Raw genomic sequence first — 16,839 nt, forward strand, 5'->3', positions numbered from 1 at the left:
GTGATTTGTGTCTATCCCGTATCAACAGTGCACCAGATGCATAATGGATAACAACTCAGATGAATTTATAGAGTTTGACGATAATGGATTCTGCAATTATTGCACTCAAGCAATAGAGTCAAGGGAGAGTGTTTACTTTCCTAACCAACAAGGCCAAAGCAAGTTAAATGAGTTACTACGACGACTGAAAGAACAAAACACAAAAAACCGATACGATTGTGTAATGGGTATTTCAGGAGGCCTGGATTCCTCCTACTTGGCGTATTTGGGGACGGTTAAGTGGGACTTAAGAGTCTTAGCAGTCCATGTTGATGATGGATTCAATACAGACATCTCCACAAGAAACATAGATAGAATATCGAACTTCCCAAACATAGACTTAAGAACAATCAAGCCCGATAGAAAACAATATAATGAATTAACCAAAGCATACATGAGAGCAGGTGTGCCTAACTTGGCCGTTCCGCAGGACAATGTGCTTTTTGCGTGCTTGTATAAATTCTTAAAGGAAAACAATTTAAGAACCTTTCTTTCCGGCGGCAACTTTGCATTAGAATGCATTCTTCAGAAAGGGAACACTTATGATGTTTTTGACTTAAGAAACTTAAAACACATTAACAAAATGTTTGGTTCTGCTGGTATTAACAAGCTAACATTGCTTTCAGCATTGCAAAGAGACATCGACTTGCATCTACTAAAAATAGAATCGTTGCGACCATTAAATTATATAGATTACAATCGAAACAGAGCAATGGCTGAGCTTAGTGAGTTTTGTGGTTTTGAGTATTATGGCGGAAAGCATCTAGAGAACGATCTCACAAGGTTCATTCAACAGTTTTGGTTCTACAATAAATTTGGCGTAGACAAAAGAACATCTCATTTATCCAGCATGATCGTATCCGGACAAATAACAAGGGAAGATGCTATTAAGGAGTACTCACATCCGTTGTATGAAACTGAAGATATGGAAAGAGTGATCGATCGCATACTATTTAGTTTAGAAATGACTTCGTCTGAATTTAATGAAATAAAAAACAACCCGACTAAGCAGCATACGGATTACCCGACCTCCTTTTATTTAAAGATCAAACCCTTTATCTCTAAAATAAAAAAATATTGGCATAAATTTTTTCTGCCTATTTAAAAATTATTTTGTGAATGGGTTTTTACCATCAATGGCGAGATAGTTATTAACATGCACTTGACTCTTACCGAGTTCAGGAATGAAAGTAGAATTATAAAACAAACTTCCAGCTTAGAAAAGGCACGTATATTCTCTAAGATTTACATCGTAGCATTAGGAGCGGAAGACCTGGAGGATTGCAAGAAACTCTCGGACGTTATTGAGTTGCACCGTTTAAAAATAATTAGTCGACCCTTACATGGACGTCTCCTGGAAAACAAGTTTTTAGCGTGTGAACGTTCAAAGAGGTTGCAGCCTTACATTCGGCCTGTTGATGCAGGCGTTTAACCTGCTGGCCCTGATGGCATTCGCGGATAAGGTTCCCCCCTGAAAATCGAGCTTGTTTACGCTCTGGACGACTATCGGATTTTCCTTACCCAGGTCTGACCTGTTTTCCCATCACGTTGCTTCTTGCTTGCTCTCCTTTGAAAACTCGGTATTTACGCTATCAGTTTTTATTACACAGTCACGCCAGCAACTTCCCATTGGGCCTGATCAAAGGCTTTGCCTCTGGTCAGGAGTGCCCAGACGGTGCGGGCCAGTTTATTAGCCAGCGCAGCAAACCCCCTCTGTCATAGATGGTCGCCCCCATTTTGCCAAGCCTTCGATCGGTGATAGTTGGTAGGTAATGATTGCTGCCATAGATCCGGACTTTTGTCTGAGGCCGTCGCCCCATGTCCCTGATGGAATATGCTGGTCGGCTCCTGATCACGATATCGTGCTCTGTGGCACTGGACTGAGGTGAGGTTTTCCGACCACGGTCTTACCTGTTACGCCATCACGTCATGAATTGCCTGTGCAATCGGTGGTAGGTCTCTATGCTCCTGTGAAATCGTCCCTGGAGATTCTTATAATCAGCCGGTGCGGCTACGCGGCGTTCTGCGCGTAGTCGCACCGGAACCTACGCTCGTGTGCAAGCAATGCCCACACGATGCGTGCGTTCTTGTTGGCAAGCGCTACCGCCGCGACGTTCTTGTGACGTCGTGCCAGAAGCCGTTCTGTCCACAGCTGTGAATCCGGCTGGGCTTGCCCAAAGCGCAACACAGCGCGAGCGCCATGAATGAGTAGTGTGCGCAGATATGTAATGACCCAGCAGTTTCTGCTCAGCTCAGGCGGCTAATGCAAAGGCTTCAGCTGGGGTTTTCATGTTCAACGCCTGATGTGGGCGTCGGTGGTTGTAAAAGCGTATCCAGTCGCCAATCACGCGGCTGGCATGTTGCAAGGTTTCAAAGCGATGCCTGTGGGCACATTGTTCTTTAAGCGTTCGGATCACCCGTTCAACCATGCCGTTTTGCTGCGGGCAGTGCGGCGTGATGAACTCTTGGCGTAGACCGTAACTACGAACCAGCGCTGTATAACTGCGACTCGTAAAAACGAGACCATTGTCCGAGCGAAGTAAGAACGACTCGGGGACGCGGCCCAACGTACCAAAGCGAGCAATTAACGCATGCTCCAAGGCGCTTCCAGCAGTTGTGGCTTTGCCGCTGCGTGATAGGTGCCAGCCCAGCAATTCACGGGTATGGCAGTCAATCACAAGCGCCAGAGTCGCCCAGCCGTCGCGACCTGCCCAGATACGGCACAGATCGGTCGACCAACGCTCATTCGGCGCACTCGCCACAGATGGCAAGGCCTGGATCCGCGGGCGGAACCCGATGGCACGCTTCTTCACCTGCCAGCCCTTGAGCTGGAAGATACGCTGCACCGTGTTCTTATTCATGCCCAGCAAATAGGCCACAGTCCGATACCCAAACGACGGCGATTCTTCGATCATTGCCTTGATGGGTTCTGCCAATTCAGGATTAACTTTCGGGGTCGCCTTCGTGGGCTTGTAGTAAACCGTGCGGCGAGGAATACCGAACCACTGGCACAGCTTAGAGATCGAGACGGTATAGCCATCTTCCTTTAGTCCCTGGCGGATCGTCTCGATCATTTCTCGTCCTCGCCCAACAGGGACTGCAATTTTTTTGGCTGACGCCGAAGCTTCGCTTTCTGGCGCGTAACTCCAACATCGCTTCGCCGTACGCCTCTTGTAAGTCCTTGATCTGGCGTTCGTACTGCTCTTTGACATCCAGCGGGTTGGCCCTCAGCGCGTTTTCCATACCGCGCTTGGCGTCTTCCACCCACTTCTCAACCTCGGAAGGAGAAAGGTCGTAGGCTCGACTGGCCTCGGCAACTGTCGTCTTGCCTTGAATGATGTCAACGACCAGAGCACTTTTGCGCTTGGCCGTCCAGCGTTTGATGTCTTCGTCCATCTTCAAACTCATGGTGATTTCCTCAATTATCACCTGAGCAGGATTTCACTGGGTCATTACACACATGTCAATAATGTCAGAATGGCTGATAGGAATCGTCATTCTAGGACTGACTGCAATCATATTTTATTTTTTACCGTTATATTTGGTTATAAGTGGCAAAAGCATCATTCACATAAGTGTTTTACTATTTTCTTTGCCATACTCATTAATATCAGGTGATACGGTATTCTCACTACCCATTTATCTCGGCTGCATGCTAGTCGCACTCAGCCCCTTACCAAGAAGAAAAGTTTAAAAATAGAAAATGAAGCCCATATTACACTTAACTCATACCGACATAGAGTCAGATTCCAGAATACTCAAGGAGATAAATGCTCTAACAAGTTCTGGACATTCGATCTCTGGTATTGGTGTAAAACTTGATGAGGGAGCAAAAAAATCAACCACCTTATGCAAGCAGAACATTCACGCCATTCGTCTAAAATCTAGAAATCTTACTTTTCTCCCGAGAACGATAAGACATACACTTTCTCTCTTTGAATTGACCTTTAAAATGTTGCCTCGTGCAATTCGGATTAAACCAAAGGTTATTCATTGCCATGATACTCTAGTTCTCCCCTTAGGAGTTATAATTAAAATATTCTCGCGAGCAAAGCTCATATATGATGCTCATGAGCTGGAGTCGGATCGAAATGGAATAACAAAAACCCAAAGCAAGCTGACCTTATTCGTTGAGAAGTTATTATGGCGTTTCATCGATGCCTTAATAGTAGTAAGCCCCTCGATCGAGCATTGGTACAAGCAGAATTTGGGAGATAAACCTTCGGCTGTAATTTTGAACTCTCCTGTTTTCACAGAAACCAAGAGCCCGAGTCAAGATTACATTCGAGAAAAATTCGATATACCAAAAGATCAATTGGTATTTATTTATGTTGGCATTTTAGGTCAAGGACGTGGTATCGATCTAATTACAGAAGTTTTCCAGAAATCGGATATAACATCACATGTTGTTTTCTTAGGTTACGGTGAGCTTACTCCCGAATTACAACTACTAGCCGCAAAACACAGCAATATCCACGTGCATGCTGCAGTTCCTCACGCGGAGGTCGTTCCCGTTATACGCTCAGCAGATTTTGGGTTTTGTTTGGTGCAGGATGTTTCGTTGAGCGATTACTATTGCCTGCCGAATAAACTATTCGAATACTGCTTCGCAGGCGTTCCGGTATTGGCATCCGACTTTCCTGATATTAGAAAGCTTGTTGAAGAGCATAAGATTGGCGAGTGCTGCGACTTAAATGTTAGCGCTGTGCACAAAGCGATTCGCGATCTAGAGAAAAACAAAAAGCTCTTTTCATTCTCGAATATTGAAGCCTTGAGCTGGCAGGCCCAATCGGACAAGTTATTGAGTCTATATAAAGAAATTCTTTCTAATCCAGATTGAATTAACCATACAAGAATAAAATTTTGTTTTCTTAGCTAATTCACAACTCTTTAAGGCGTGCCAAATTTTACAGATGGCATATGTAGAAAAACCCATTACGTGCTGTCAACTACAGTTATTTCGCATTTATAAGGTATTTTTATGAGCGGGTTTTTTTCGGGTTATATTCGTACTGGCCTAGCTAACCCTGATTTCTATTCTAAGACTTTTTCAATGATGATCTCACGCGGAAAGAATTCATCAAGTCTCATTCAGGAAACAGCAGAAGGTCAATATTCTCTACTTAAATCCCAAAACCCTCTAACTGTGTTTGCAAATGAACTTTCTGCTACCAGTCGTTTTACTATTGGGTTTTGCGGCATTAATGCTAGCTCCCAGCCTCAAATTTCTCCATTAGTCTCTGACGATTTTATTCTGTATCACGACGGCTTGCTGCTTAACCGCCCCGTCAATACAAATGTATTTTCAGTCAGTACCCCGTCCAACTCTGACTTGCTGTTGGAATGGATCGAAATCGAGCTAAAGGAAGGAGCTTTTCTAACTGAAGCAGTCACGACTGCCATGTCGAAAGCACAAGGCACGGTCAACGGGCTTCTGTTTGAACGAAAGCATAGAAAATTAATTGCATTCAGTAATCATGGCAGTTTATTTTTAGTAAATGATGAAGATAAACTGTTAATTGCGTCCGAAAGGCGGTGGCTGCAGGAGTATGCAGCGCAAGCGATTCAGATAAGAGGTGTTATTGAATTTGAGCTTGACAAACTTGCTTCAGAATTTCACTTAGAAGAAAAACATTTATTTAACGAAGCCCCCGCACTTATCCCTCTAACTAGCGAAATAAATGTATTACAGTACAAAAAGCATCAACTGAAACGCTGTTCACGCTGTATTTTACCTGAGACAATGCCATACATACGTTTCGATGCTGAAGGCGTGTGTAATTATTGCCATAGCTATAAAAAGCGTAATCAACCGAAAAACAAAGAAGCCCTATTTGAGCTGGTCGAACCCTATCGACGGGCGAGAGGTTACGACTGCGTAGTACCTTTTTCAGGAGGTCGTGATAGTTGTTACACACTACACATGGTCGTGAAAGAACTGAAGCTCAAGCCTGTGACCTACACCTATGATTGGGGAATGGTGACAGATGTCGGTAGGCGCAATATCGCGTTGATGTGCGGGGCGCTCGGTGTAGAGAACATAGTAGTGGCAGACGATATTGAGAAAAAACGCAGAAATATCGCTATGAATTTTTCGGCATGGCTGAAGAATCCGCATGTCGGTATGTTAAATATCCTTACCGCTGGGGATAAGCACTTCTTTCGTTATATCAATAAAATCAAGGAAGATACCGGTGTGCAACTTAATCTTTGGGGAGTCAATCCATTAGAGGTTACTCACTTCAAGACTGGATTTTTGGGTATCGAACCCGATTTCGAACGCCAAAAAGTGTATGCCAGTGGAAAGATGGGGCAGCTACGCTATCAAGGCAAACGTTTAAAACAAATGCTGAAAAGCCCCGGCTATTTTAATAGTTCACTTTGGGACACTTGGAGCGGTGAATACTACCGTAGTGCTGCAAAGAAAACAGATTATTTCCACATCTTCGATTTCATTCAATGGAATGAAGAAGAAATCAATGGTTTGTTGTTGAATGAATATAATTGGGAATTAGCCAGTGACACCCCTACAACTTGGCGTATCGGAGATGGCACAGCTGGAATTTATAATTATATTTATTACACTTTAGCTGGATTTACAGAACACGACACTTTCCGTAGCAACCAAGTTCGTGAAGGAGAGCTCACTAGAGAAGACGCCCTTAAACTGATCGAGCTAGAAAACGCTCCTTGCCATGATAACTTACGTTGGTACCTTCAATCTATAGGCTTTGATTTCGTCGAAACCATTAGAAGGATTAACTCGATCCCTCGCTTGCATGAGAACCTGTATTAATGGATGCGGCTAAAACATTTTGGTATATCAGCAAATATTTTGCTCCGAAAACATCAACTTCGCCAGGTGGAAGGGGTTGGTTTTTAGTTAAAGAATCAGCTGATATGGGATATGTTCCGGTAGTGATAACATCGGACTCCAATAACCTTGCAGATATACCCGAGCTCAAAAAAAATATAACTATCGAAAAGGTAGAAGGCGTACAAATGATTTGGCTAAAAACCCTTAAGTATGGGGTGGCCAAATCATATTTGAGAATTCTAAGTTGGTTTCATTTCGAGTGGAACTTGTTGCGCATGGATGTGCGCCAGCTTCCTCAACCGGATACCATTGTCGTATCGAGTTTATCTCTCCTGACTATACTTAATGGAATTCGGCTAAAGAGAAAATTTGGCTGTCGGTTGGTGTTTGAAGTGCGAGATATCTGGCCCTTGACGATTACAGAGGAAGGCGGCGTTTCACGTAGAAACCCGTTCGTCTGGTTCCTTAGCTATGTTGAACGCTTAGGGTACAAGAATAGCGATGCAATTATTGGAACGATGCCGAATTTGAAGCAACATATTCGAGAGGTTTCACGTAGTCAAGTGCCTGTACATTGCATTCCGATGGGTGTAGCCCCCGAGCAGGTGGACACAAGTCAGCCCCTGGAAGAAGAGTATATAGAGCGTTACTTATCCAGCTCGTCGTTAAAGGTCGTACATGCCGGTACCATCGGCATTACCAATGCGTTAGAAGTTTTTTTTGAAGCTGCTGAGCTGCTAAAGCATAATCCTGCTATTCAATTTATACTGGTCGGAGACGGGGCTTTAAAGCAGCATTACATTGAGAAATACAAGCATCTTCCCAACCTGGTTTTTGCCCCAAAGGTTAATAAACATCAGGTGCAAACGGCGCTGGGTTACTGCGATATCGTATATTTCTCCGTCTTTAACTCAAAGGTCTGGCAGTACGGTCAATCATTAAACAAAGTAATCGATTACATGCTATCGGGCAAACCAATAGTAGCTTCCTATTCAGGTTACCCTTCAATGATCAATGAGGCGCAATGTGGAACGTTTGTTCCCGCGGGCGAACCTCAAGCGCTCGCCGACGAGCTTATGAGGTTAAGTAAACTATCTGCCGAAGAACGTAATGCAATAGGCCAAAACGGGCGCGCATGGCTACTAAAAAATCGCTCCTATACTCAACTCACGAAAGAGTTTTTGAACATCTTGTTTTCATAAGAAGCTCTAGAGCCAAGACTACGTCAAGTTCCTTGGTGCATATTCAGGAACCCACCGCTTAAGCTCCTTCCGTACCGTATTGTCATCCTGAATAGGTTGTGTAAGCCACGCCGTCAGCTCAGTAAAGAAATCATGAGGTACTGAGCGTGAACGAGCAATACGTAGTTTTTCATGAGGAGTCGGAAGCGTTTCTTCTGCATCGGAAAGCAACTCTTCAAATAACTTCTCACCGGGTCGCAAACCCGTAAATTCAATACGAATTTCGTCTTCGGTAAAACCAGAAAGGCGGATCATATTGCGTGCGAGATCCACAATCCGCACTGGCTGACCCATGTCCAAGACAAAAATTTCGCCACCTTTCCCCATGGCGGCAGCCTGCAACACCAGCTGCGCCGCTTCGGGTATGGACATAAAATAACGGGTAATGTCTGGGTGCGTCACTGTCACAGGCCCGCCCCGGGCGATCTGCGATTGAAATTTCGGAATCACGCTGCCCGTACTGCCCAACACATTGCCAAACCGCACAATATGAAAGCGCGTATGGGTCGACTCGTGTTGCATGACTTCGCACACCATCTCGGCGACACGCTTGGTTGCCCCCATAACATTAGTTGGGTTCACCGCCTTATCGGTAGAGATAAGAACAAAACGTTCTGCACCTAACCGGCACGCAGCCTGCGCAACGGTTAGGGTTCCGGCGATATTATTGCGTACCGCCTGCCAGGCATTATCGACTTCCATTAAGGGAACATGCTTGTAAGCTGCCGCATGGAACACGACCTGCGGCGCATAGTCAGCGAAAATCTGCGCGATACGCTCAGAATCTTTCACGTCGCCTGCAAGGCGCACAAGAGGAATCTCCGGGCGATGCTCTCGGAACCATTGCTCTATCATGTACAGAGCAAACTCACTGGATTCAAGCAAAATAATGCACTTTGGCTCGAAGCGCGCCAACTGTCGGCAAAGCTCACTGCCAATCGAGCCACCTGCTCCAGTCACTAAGACTTTCTTGCCTTTCAACAACGCCTGAACATTGTCGCTGTCAATATGTACTGACTTGCGGCCCAGCAAATCCTCAATCTTGACTGGCCGCATGACATTTATCGCCACCCGGCCACTCATGAGCTCGGCCAAACCAGGGATCGTAAAAAGTGATGCACCGGCTTCGGTCGCCAAACGAGTCACCGCCTGCAACGCTTCTGCGGATGCTGAAGGCATCGCCAGAATGACGTGGCGTGCACTATGGCGTGCCAATACTGCCGGAAGATCGGAAGTGGCGCCTTCGACCCGGCACCCGCTTAATTCCAGGCCGCGCTTATGGCGGTCATCATCCACTAAAGCAACCACACGCCACTCATCGCTACGGGCGAGTTCCCTTAGCAACATCGCCCCTGCTGTACCTGCCCCCACCACGACCACTGGCTTGCGCTGGGTATCAGAAGTCGGGGAGAACTGCGCGTCCTTCCACAGCCTCCATGTTATGCGGCCACCGGCCATCACCATGAACAGCAGGATAGGGTAAAGCACCACAACAGACCGAGGTATCAGCAACCAGTTTTTTGCGAAAAACGCCAAAACTAATACCGCGCCGACCGATACCAGCACAGCACGAATCAACCGACGCAAATCAGGTAGACTGGCAAAGCTCCACATCCCCCGATAGAGCCCCGCCCATCTACAGGCTACCAACTGCACCACCATGAGGATGATGGCTCCGTAGAACAGTTCTTCACGGTAAGAGCTTGGCCATTGCATATTGAAGCGCAGCAAAAAAGCGCCTAACCAAGCGACCACAACCGCACTTAGGTCGAAGCCAAAAACCATGAACGAACGCAGGTTCCACATACGATAACCGCTCATACTGCCTGCGCCATCACTGCCCGCAACACTGTACAGGTGTGGTCAATATGAGACTCTTCCAAGCTAGGGTGTACAAGAAACATCAGGCTGGTTTCGCCCAACATACGTGCAATGGGCAACCGTTCTTGGGGGCGCCACCCCGTGTTGTCAAACGCCTTTTCGAGATAGATTTCTGAACAGGAGCCCGAATATACCGGCACACCCTGGTTCATGATCTCTTGCAATATACGGTCGCGTGTCCACCCCTGTGCTAATTCATCAGGCTCAACAAAAACGTAGCATTTATACGCCCCGTGGGTGATGTCGCCAGGAACCTTTGGCACCCGCAGCCCAGGTAAGGATCGAGCGCAATCCCAGATTTTTGCCGCATTGTGTTGGCGTCGAGATTGCCAGTCTTTCATACGGCGTAACTGAATGCGCCCAATCGCTGCTTGTATTTCCGTCATGCGCCAGTTCGTGCCAAACGACTCATGCAGCCAGCGATAACCCGGTGGGTGGTCTCGCTCATATACCGCATCCCACGATTTGCCGTGGTCTTTATACGCCCACATACGCTTCCATAGGTCGGTATCATTAGTGGTGACCATGCCCCCTTCACCGCCGGTCGTCATGATTTTGTCTTGGCAAAAAGACCATGCCCCCACATGGCCAATAGAGCCTACCGATTGCCCCTTGTATTGAGCGCCGTGGGCTTGAGCGCAATCCTCTATGACAAACAGGCCATACTCCTGGGCCAACGCCATGATTGGATCCATGTCGCATGGCCAGCCGGCCAGATGCACGCAGATTATGGCCTTGGTACGCGGCGATAACACTTGCCTGATCGTATCCGCTGTAATGTTTTGGGAATCTTTATCCACATCAGCGAATACAGGTACTGCCCCCGCGTTAACGATGGATGAGGCCGACGCCAGAAAAGTGCGTGGCGTAACCACCACTTCATCCCCTGCGCCAACCCCTAAGCCTTTTAGCGCTAAATCGAGCGCAACCGTGCCATTCGCTAATGCAATAGCGTGTTGGGTGCCGGCCCAAGCGGCAAATTCTCGCTCGAACTCGCGGCATTCTTGGCCGGTCCAATAATTAACTCGATTGGACAAAAGGACATCACGAGCAGCATCGGCTTCTTCAACGGTAAATGAAGGCCAGGGGGGGAAAGAGGTATTCAACACGACCTAACTCTGCGCATGAAATGGAAATGTGACTTATTGTAGAGCGTTATCTGCCAAGCGATATGTAGAACCAGGCTGCAGGCATGAATCACGCCCGTGGTTTTGCAGAGACGCCCAGAACCGTCTGGCCTGCAGCGACATCCTTCACTACGACAGACCCGGCCCCCACGATGACGTCTGCTCCCAGATGGATGCCCTGCCGAACCACAGCACCGATCCCTACCCAGGTTCTATCACCAACCTCTACGCTTCCCGCCAAACGGGCGCCCGGGCTGATATGAACACCCTGCCCTAACATACAGTCGTGGTCCACGCTGCAAGCCGTATTCAAAATTGCGCCAGGGCCGATAACCGCATCGGCGTTCACTATCGCGCCGGCCATGACCACCGACCCAACCCCCAGGTGCGCCGAGGGTGAAATGATTGCTGCCGGATGAACAATGCTTGCCATCACCGCCCCGCGCTGCTGCAATGCATTCAGTTTTTCTAGACGGACATCATTCGAGCCAATGGCCACTACCACGCCGTCGAACAATGATGCATCAGCGAACAATGCATGGGTATCACCTGTAAGGGCCACACGCCCAACTGTTTGTTCGGATGGCCAGGCGTCATCAAAGAATAAGACCTCTTCCCACCCAGCGGCTATGGCAGACTCAGCAACGACTCTGCCATGACCACTCGCCCCCAGGATAGCCAGACGCCTCATTGCCGTGTCCCCTTAAACTTGGAGACAGTGACCTCTCCGGTAGCGCTGACACCTTCACGCTTCAAAACGCGCATTACAGTCATACCCAGTATCTTCATATCGAGCCAAAACGACTGATGCTCCACATACCAAACATCTAAGGCGAATTTTTCTTCCCAACTGATCGCATTACGCCCATTGACCTGCGCCCAACCCGTGACCCCTGGCCTGACCTCGTGGCGACGAGCCTGTTCGGCAGTGTAAAGGGGCAGATACTCCATGAGCAGAGGCCTGGGCCCGACCAAACTCATATCCCCCTTCAGCACGTTCCATAACTCTGGCAGCTCATCCAGGCTCGTGGAGCGCAGAAATTGACCAAACCGAGTGAGACGCTCGGCATCGGGAAGCAGCGCACCATCGGGCCCACGCGCATCGGTCATCGTACGCAGTTTCACCATTTTGAAAGGCTTACCATGGAGGCCAGGCCTGACTTGATGAAAAAAGACGGGCCTGCCTAACTTAGTGCGCACCAAGAGCATAAGAAACAGCAGGGGAACCGCCAACAGCATCAAACCTAGCGATGCGACCGCCAAATCAAATAGACGTTTCAACATACTTTGATGATGCGAAAATTAAGCGCATCTACCCTCTTACAGAGCGTGCGAAACCATACGGTGCCCATTATTTATTGGGCCGCACTAATAGCAGACACAATTTTTTCGATACTTTCCGCCGTAAGATAAGGGTGCATGGGCAGGCTTATCACTCTGGTGGCGACATCATCTCCGACTGGGACGGATACACCATCATCTGCCACCGCTGGCTGCTTGTTTAATGGTATGGGGTAATGCACCGCAGTAGGAATTCCTGCCGCCTTCAGGTTTTCTTGTACCTTAGAACGATCGTCTACCTGAATGGTGTACTGAGCATAAACACTCACATTATGTGCTTCGATATAGGGTGTGGTCGTGACGCCTGCCTGCTTAAACAGCTGTTCATAGCTGTTCGCCACCTTTTGTCTTAGCTCAATTTCTTCAGGAAAAATCTCCAACTTTGGCAGCAGAATAGCTGCCTGCAAGGTATCTAGACGGCTATTTACGCCAACTCTGATGTGGTGGTAACGCCTATCTTGCCCATGGCGGGCAATCTGGCGCAACACCACAGCCAACTCATCGTCATTAGTGAAGATGGCCCCTCCGTCACCGTAGCAGCCCAATGGCTTGCTGGGGAAGAAGCTCGTACAGGATACTGTGCTCAAGTTCCCTGATTTGCGCCCCTTATAGGTAGCGCCCAAACTTTGCGCGGCGTCTTCAATAACGGGGATCCCGTGTTTTTCGGCTATGGCATTGATGGCATCAAAATCCGCGCACTGCCCATACAGCGATACCGGTACGATCGCCTTGGTTCGAGGCGTAATCGCCGCTTCCAGTTTTGCTGGGTCCAGGTTGTAGGTGCGCGGGTCAATGTCCACGTATACCGGCTTAGCTCCCAGAACAGCAACGGTTTCTGCCGTGGCGATGTACGTAAACCCTGGCGTAATCACTTCATCACCTGGCCCTATTCCGAATGCCATTTGAGCTATCTGAAGGGCATCCGTGCCGTTGGCACAGGTAATGCAGTGTTTCGCGCCCACGAAAGCCGCCAGCTTTTCCTCGAGCTCGGCGACTTCTGGGCCCAGGATGTACTGGCCATGAGCAAGCACCCGTTGGATACCTGCATCGATTTTGTCTTTTATACGCGCCTGCTGCGCTTTTAAATCAATGAACTCAATCATGCCGGGTTTCGACCTTTGTTAATTTCTTTCCGTCTAGCTGGTATGTTGCGCCGGTATGCTGACACACCGCACTTCCTTGCCCTTCCAGGGGTAAGTCGAGCTGTTCACCAAACTCGCTCATCCACCCGATCTGCCTGGCCGGCACGCCGACCATCAGGGCATAGGCTGGCACGTCCTTATTGATGACTGCCCCTGCGCCTACAAAAGCAAATTCGCCAATGGTTACCCCACAGACAATGGTGCAGTTGGCGCCAAGCGTAGCCCCCTTCTTGACTAGCGTGTCGCGATACTCGCTTTTGCGCTCTACTAAGGAACGCGGGTTGTACACATTGGTGAACACCATGCTCGGCCCGCAAAACACCCCATCTTCCAACGTTACGTTGTCGTAAACCGACACGTTATTTTGGATCTTGCAGTTGTCTCCGATCACGACTTTGTTACCGACAAAGACGTTTTGCCCCATGGACACGCCGCGACCAATGACTGCGCCTGCGCATATATGCACAAAATGCCAAATGCGTGAGCCTTCGCCGATTTGAGCGCCTTCGTCTACGATGGCACTTGGGTGCTGGTAATAGTTCATTTGTTCAAGAACGGATGGTAGTCGCCGGTAAGCGGAGCGATATCTGCAGTACGTATCGCTGCCACTGTCGTGATGGCAGTGCGATTATCTTCCAACCCAAAACCTCGGCCGGCAAGAATTTCTTCGTAGCTGCGCGTATGCAGGTCGGTAAACCCACCTGAAAATTCGATTTCCTCGCCGTCTACCGTAATGGAGCGGAAGGTACGCTGCCCTGCCTCGCGCTGCGCTTGTGGCACATCTTCTACATCAATGGACAAGAACCAGCGGACACGAGCGTTTTCGTATTCCAGGTAACCTGCTGCTTTCGTATCAGAGGCATGATGCACGACGTTGCCTTGCAGTTCACCAAAAATGAAGTGCAGCATATCGAAAAAGTGCACCCCGATGTTGGTGGCAATCCCCCCGGATTTATTGACGTTCCCCTTCCAGGACTGCAAATACCAGTTGCCGCGTGATGTGATGTAAGTCAGATCCACATCGTGTTTCGTGCTGCTCTTCTGACTCTGCACTTTCTCCCGCAACGCCACGATAGACGGGTGAACCCGCAACTGCAGAATGGTGTTGACCTTGCGGCCCGTGTCTTTCTCGATGTCCAGCAGGCCATCGATATTCCATGGGTTCAACACCAACGGCTTCTCACAGATTGCGTCGGCCCCCGCTCTTAGGGCAAAACGCATGTGAGAGTCATGCAGGTAGTTAGGGGAACAGATCGATACGTAATCTATTTTTTTATCGCTGTTGCCACGGCTCAACTTGTCGATATGGCGGTCGAACCGCTCGAACTCAGTGAAAAAACTGGCCTCTGGAAAATGGCTGTCAATGATTCCCACAGAGTCGTTCGGGTCGAGCGCCGCAACAAGTTGATTGCCGGTGGCCTTGATGGCCTGCATGTGCCGGGGTGCGATATATCCGGCCGCGCCTATAAGAGCGAAATTTTTCATGGCTTCAGTTATATAAGATTGATACTTGATGTATTTGGTTGGGCAAACCTCCACAGATCAGCAGAGCTGATGCTCTCCTCCACGGATGGTATCGACTGCTATGAATTCGGTTATAGTCACGCATTCAAATATTGAACGCCCGACTCGCCCTCCCGGCCCAACACCATCTGGCCCAACAGTGGAAGTATATCCCTATGTGTCACAACACTAGAGCTACCAACAATGACCACCGAGCTTGAACTGGATATCCTGCGCCATGCTCCTGAAGCCCATAGCCAAATTTGCCTGGCCAAGCGACTGGGGTTCAGCGTTGGAAAAACGCACTATATGCTCAACGCACTGATCGACAAAGGGCTGGTCAAGGCTGTGCGCTTTCGGAAAAGCGATAACAAAACCGCTTACCGCTACGTTCTAACCGCTGAAGGCATCAAACTGCGCATTCACCTTACTGAGCAATTTATCCTGCGTAAAAAACAGGAATATGAAGTCTTGAAAAAAGAACTACAGACATTGAGCAAAGCGCAAGGACAACACGATAAATGAGAATCACCGTAGTGGGCACCGGCTATGTCGGCCTCTCAAACGCAGTACTACTCAGCCAACACAACGATGTGATCGCGTTGGATATTGTAAAAGAGCGTGTCGACCTGTTGAACAAGCGCATTTCGCCCATAGAAGATGCAGAAATTTCAGACTATCTGAAGAATAAGCCGCTCAGTTTGGCCGCTACGCTAAACAAACAACAAGCGTTGGCAAATGCAGATTACATCATCATCTGCACGCCTACTGACTACGACGCGACCACTCACACCTTCGACACTAGCAGCGTAGAGGGTGTAATCTCTGACGTAATGGCCATCAACCCAAACGCAGTGATGGTGATTAAATCTACCGTACCAGTAGGCTATACCGAGGAAATTAGGAAGAGATTTGGCACTGCCAATATTATTTTCTCGCCAGAATTTTTGCGAGAAGGTAAAGCTCTGTATGACAACCTATACCCGTCACGCATTATCGTTGGCGAGCAGAGTGAACGGGCCACAACCTTCGCCAACCTTCTGCAACAAGGGGCAATCAGGCAAGATATACCGGTGCTTTTTACGGACAGTACCGAGGCTGAAGCAATCAAACTGTTTTCCAACACTTATCTCGCCATGCGCGTGGCCTACTTCAACGAGCTGGACACCTACGCTGCCGTGCATGGCCTGAATACTCGGCAAATTATAGCCGGCGTAAGCCTGGACCCCCGTATTGGCGAGCACTACAACAACCCCAGCTTCGGTTACGGCGGATACTGCTTACCTAAAGACACTAAGCAGTTACTAGCGAACTACGCCAACGTCCCTAACAGCTTGATGCAAGCCATTGTCGATTCAAACCGCACTCGCAAAGATTTCATAGCAGAAGATATTATCAACGAGCTTCGCAGATTAACCGCAGCAGCATCAACAAACGCTGTTACGCCCGTGGTCGGTGTTTACCGTTTGGTTATGAAAGAGGGTTCTGACAACTTCCGCTCCTCCGCCATACAAGGCGTTATGAAGCGCCTCAAAGACCAAGGGATTCAAGTCGTGGTTTATGAGCCGGCTCTAAACGAACCCCACTTTCATCATTCTCCTGTTATTAAAGACCTGCGAGAGTTCAAACAAATCTGCGGCCTGATTATTACCAATCGTCTGTCAGAAGATCTGTACGATGTGATAGAGAAAGTCTACACCAGAGATATATTTAAATCTGATCTGTAACACATTTTTTAAACATTCCTA

Annotated in this window: 14 protein-coding genes and 2 pseudogenes; 6 read left to right on the forward strand and 10 right to left on the reverse strand. The window is 48.3% G+C overall.

Annotation, left to right across the window (positions count from 1 at the left end; translation table 11 throughout):
- The first annotated feature begins 7 nt into the window (after positions 1–7).
- Entirely contained in the window at positions 8–1,144 is a 1,137-nt protein-coding gene (locus VRY85_RS02505; RefSeq protein WP_414597024.1) for an N-acetyl sugar amidotransferase, read from the forward strand.
- A gap of 906 nt (positions 1,145–2,050) precedes the next feature.
- On the opposite strand, the pseudogene VRY85_RS02510 reads toward VRY85_RS02505, so the two are convergent.
- The 3 genes and pseudogenes from VRY85_RS02510 to VRY85_RS02520 all read right to left on the reverse strand — a co-directional run.
- Positions 2,051–2,266: pseudogene (locus tag VRY85_RS02510) on the reverse strand (IS110 family transposase); the annotation flags it as partial.
- Between the two features lie 25 nt (positions 2,267–2,291).
- Complete coding sequence (locus tag VRY85_RS02515) at positions 2,292–3,113, reverse strand: IS3 family transposase (RefSeq protein WP_414597025.1); 822 nt, start codon at positions 3,111–3,113, stop codon at positions 2,292–2,294.
- A pseudogene (locus tag VRY85_RS02520) lies at positions 3,110–3,447 on the reverse strand (DUF1153 domain-containing protein). Before VRY85_RS02520 ends, VRY85_RS02515 begins: the two are co-directional and overlap by 4 nt.
- A 295-nt stretch (positions 3,448–3,742) precedes the next feature.
- On the opposite strand from VRY85_RS02520, the gene VRY85_RS02525 reads away from it, so the two are divergent.
- The 3 genes from VRY85_RS02525 (at position 3,743) to VRY85_RS02535 (ending at position 8,058) form a co-directional block, all read left to right on the forward strand.
- Positions 3,743–4,879, forward strand: a complete 1,137-nt coding sequence (locus tag VRY85_RS02525) for a glycosyltransferase family 4 protein (protein ID WP_414597026.1) — start codon at positions 3,743–3,745, stop codon at positions 4,877–4,879.
- 141 nt (positions 4,880–5,020) lie between these two features.
- Positions 5,021–6,835 carry a glucosamine 6-phosphate synthetase gene (locus VRY85_RS02530; protein ID WP_414597027.1) on the forward strand — a complete coding sequence of 605 codons (1,815 nt, stop codon included), beginning with the start codon at positions 5,021–5,023 and terminating at the stop codon, positions 6,833–6,835.
- A complete protein-coding gene (locus tag VRY85_RS02535) occupies positions 6,835–8,058 on the forward strand; it encodes a glycosyltransferase family 4 protein (protein WP_414597028.1) in 1,224 nt (407 codons plus the stop codon). Before VRY85_RS02530 ends, VRY85_RS02535 begins: the two co-directional genes overlap by 1 nt.
- A gap of 18 nt (positions 8,059–8,076) precedes the next feature.
- On the opposite strand, the gene VRY85_RS02540 is transcribed toward VRY85_RS02535, so the two are convergent.
- From VRY85_RS02540 to VRY85_RS02570, 7 genes are all read right to left on the reverse strand, one after another.
- Positions 8,077–9,759 (reverse strand): polysaccharide biosynthesis protein, encoded by a 1,683-nt coding sequence (locus tag VRY85_RS02540; RefSeq protein ID WP_414597029.1) that lies wholly within the window; start codon positions 9,757–9,759, stop codon positions 8,077–8,079.
- Positions 9,760–9,914: 155 nt separating this feature from the next.
- A complete protein-coding gene (locus VRY85_RS02545) occupies positions 9,915–11,087 on the reverse strand; it encodes a DegT/DnrJ/EryC1/StrS family aminotransferase (RefSeq protein ID WP_414597030.1) in 1,173 nt (390 codons plus the stop codon).
- Positions 11,088–11,175: 88 nt separating this feature from the next.
- Positions 11,176–11,796 carry an acetyltransferase gene (locus VRY85_RS02550; RefSeq protein WP_414597031.1) on the reverse strand — a complete coding sequence of 207 codons (621 nt, stop codon included), beginning with the start codon at positions 11,794–11,796 and terminating at the stop codon, positions 11,176–11,178.
- Positions 11,793–12,389 carry a sugar transferase gene (locus VRY85_RS02555; protein ID WP_414597032.1) on the reverse strand — a complete coding sequence of 199 codons (597 nt, stop codon included), beginning with the start codon at positions 12,387–12,389 and terminating at the stop codon, positions 11,793–11,795. The genes VRY85_RS02550 and VRY85_RS02555 overlap by 4 nt, the downstream gene beginning before the upstream one ends.
- A gap of 71 nt (positions 12,390–12,460) precedes the next feature.
- On the reverse strand, positions 12,461–13,549 hold the full coding sequence (locus VRY85_RS02560) for a DegT/DnrJ/EryC1/StrS family aminotransferase (protein ID WP_414597033.1): 1,089 nt from the start codon (positions 13,547–13,549) through the stop codon (positions 12,461–12,463).
- Positions 13,542–14,132 carry a UDP-2-acetamido-3-amino-2,3-dideoxy-D-glucuronate N-acetyltransferase gene (gene wbpD / locus VRY85_RS02565; RefSeq protein ID WP_414597034.1) on the reverse strand — a complete coding sequence of 197 codons (591 nt, stop codon included), beginning with the start codon at positions 14,130–14,132 and terminating at the stop codon, positions 13,542–13,544. Before wbpD ends, VRY85_RS02560 begins: the two co-directional genes overlap by 8 nt.
- Complete coding sequence (locus VRY85_RS02570) at positions 14,129–15,073, reverse strand: Gfo/Idh/MocA family protein (protein WP_414597035.1); 945 nt, start codon at positions 15,071–15,073, stop codon at positions 14,129–14,131. Before VRY85_RS02570 ends, wbpD begins: the two co-directional genes overlap by 4 nt.
- A gap of 222 nt (positions 15,074–15,295) precedes the next feature.
- Here VRY85_RS02570 and VRY85_RS02575 point away from each other — a divergent pair, with 222 nt between their 5' ends.
- Both VRY85_RS02575 and VRY85_RS02580 read left to right on the forward strand, forming a co-directional pair.
- Positions 15,296–15,616: a MarR family EPS-associated transcriptional regulator gene (locus tag VRY85_RS02575; protein ID WP_414597036.1), complete on the forward strand. Its 321-nt coding sequence runs from the start codon at positions 15,296–15,298 to the stop codon at positions 15,614–15,616.
- Complete coding sequence (locus tag VRY85_RS02580) at positions 15,613–16,818, forward strand: nucleotide sugar dehydrogenase (RefSeq protein WP_414597037.1); 1,206 nt, start codon at positions 15,613–15,615, stop codon at positions 16,816–16,818. The genes VRY85_RS02575 and VRY85_RS02580 overlap by 4 nt, the downstream gene beginning before the upstream one ends.
- Positions 16,819–16,839: the final 21 nt, after the last annotated feature.

The sequence above is a fragment of the Achromobacter sp. F4_2707 genome (genome assembly GCF_047501535.1).
In the GTDB taxonomy this organism is placed as follows: domain Bacteria; phylum Pseudomonadota; class Gammaproteobacteria; order Burkholderiales; family Burkholderiaceae_B; genus Yanghanlia.

Excerpts from the sequence above, each read along its gene's own strand:
- VRY85_RS02515 (WP_414597025.1), bottom strand. The coding sequence starts at position 3,113 with ATGATCGAGACGATCCGCCAGGGACTAAAGGAAGATGGCTATACCGTC.
- VRY85_RS02525 (WP_414597026.1), top strand. The coding sequence starts at position 3,743 with ATGAAGCCCATATTACACTTAACTCATACCGACATAGAGTCAGATTCC.
- VRY85_RS02530 (WP_414597027.1), top strand. The coding sequence starts at position 5,021 with ATGAGCGGGTTTTTTTCGGGTTATATTCGTACTGGCCTAGCTAACCCT.
- VRY85_RS02535 (WP_414597028.1), top strand. The coding sequence starts at position 6,835 with ATGGATGCGGCTAAAACATTTTGGTATATCAGCAAATATTTTGCTCCG.
- VRY85_RS02540 (WP_414597029.1), bottom strand. The coding sequence starts at position 9,759 with ATGGTGGTGCAGTTGGTAGCCTGTAGATGGGCGGGGCTCTATCGGGGG.
- VRY85_RS02550 (WP_414597031.1), bottom strand. The coding sequence starts at position 11,796 with ATGAGGCGTCTGGCTATCCTGGGGGCGAGTGGTCATGGCAGAGTCGTT.
- VRY85_RS02555 (WP_414597032.1), bottom strand. The coding sequence starts at position 12,389 with ATGTTGAAACGTCTATTTGATTTGGCGGTCGCATCGCTAGGTTTGATG.
- VRY85_RS02560 (WP_414597033.1), bottom strand. The coding sequence starts at position 13,549 with ATGATTGAGTTCATTGATTTAAAAGCGCAGCAGGCGCGTATAAAAGAC.
- wbpD (WP_414597034.1), bottom strand. The coding sequence starts at position 14,132 with ATGAACTATTACCAGCACCCAAGTGCCATCGTAGACGAAGGCGCTCAA.
- VRY85_RS02570 (WP_414597035.1), bottom strand. The coding sequence starts at position 15,073 with ATGAAAAATTTCGCTCTTATAGGCGCGGCCGGATATATCGCACCCCGG.
- VRY85_RS02575 (WP_414597036.1), top strand. The coding sequence starts at position 15,296 with ATGACCACCGAGCTTGAACTGGATATCCTGCGCCATGCTCCTGAAGCC.
- VRY85_RS02580 (WP_414597037.1), top strand. The coding sequence starts at position 15,613 with ATGAGAATCACCGTAGTGGGCACCGGCTATGTCGGCCTCTCAAACGCA.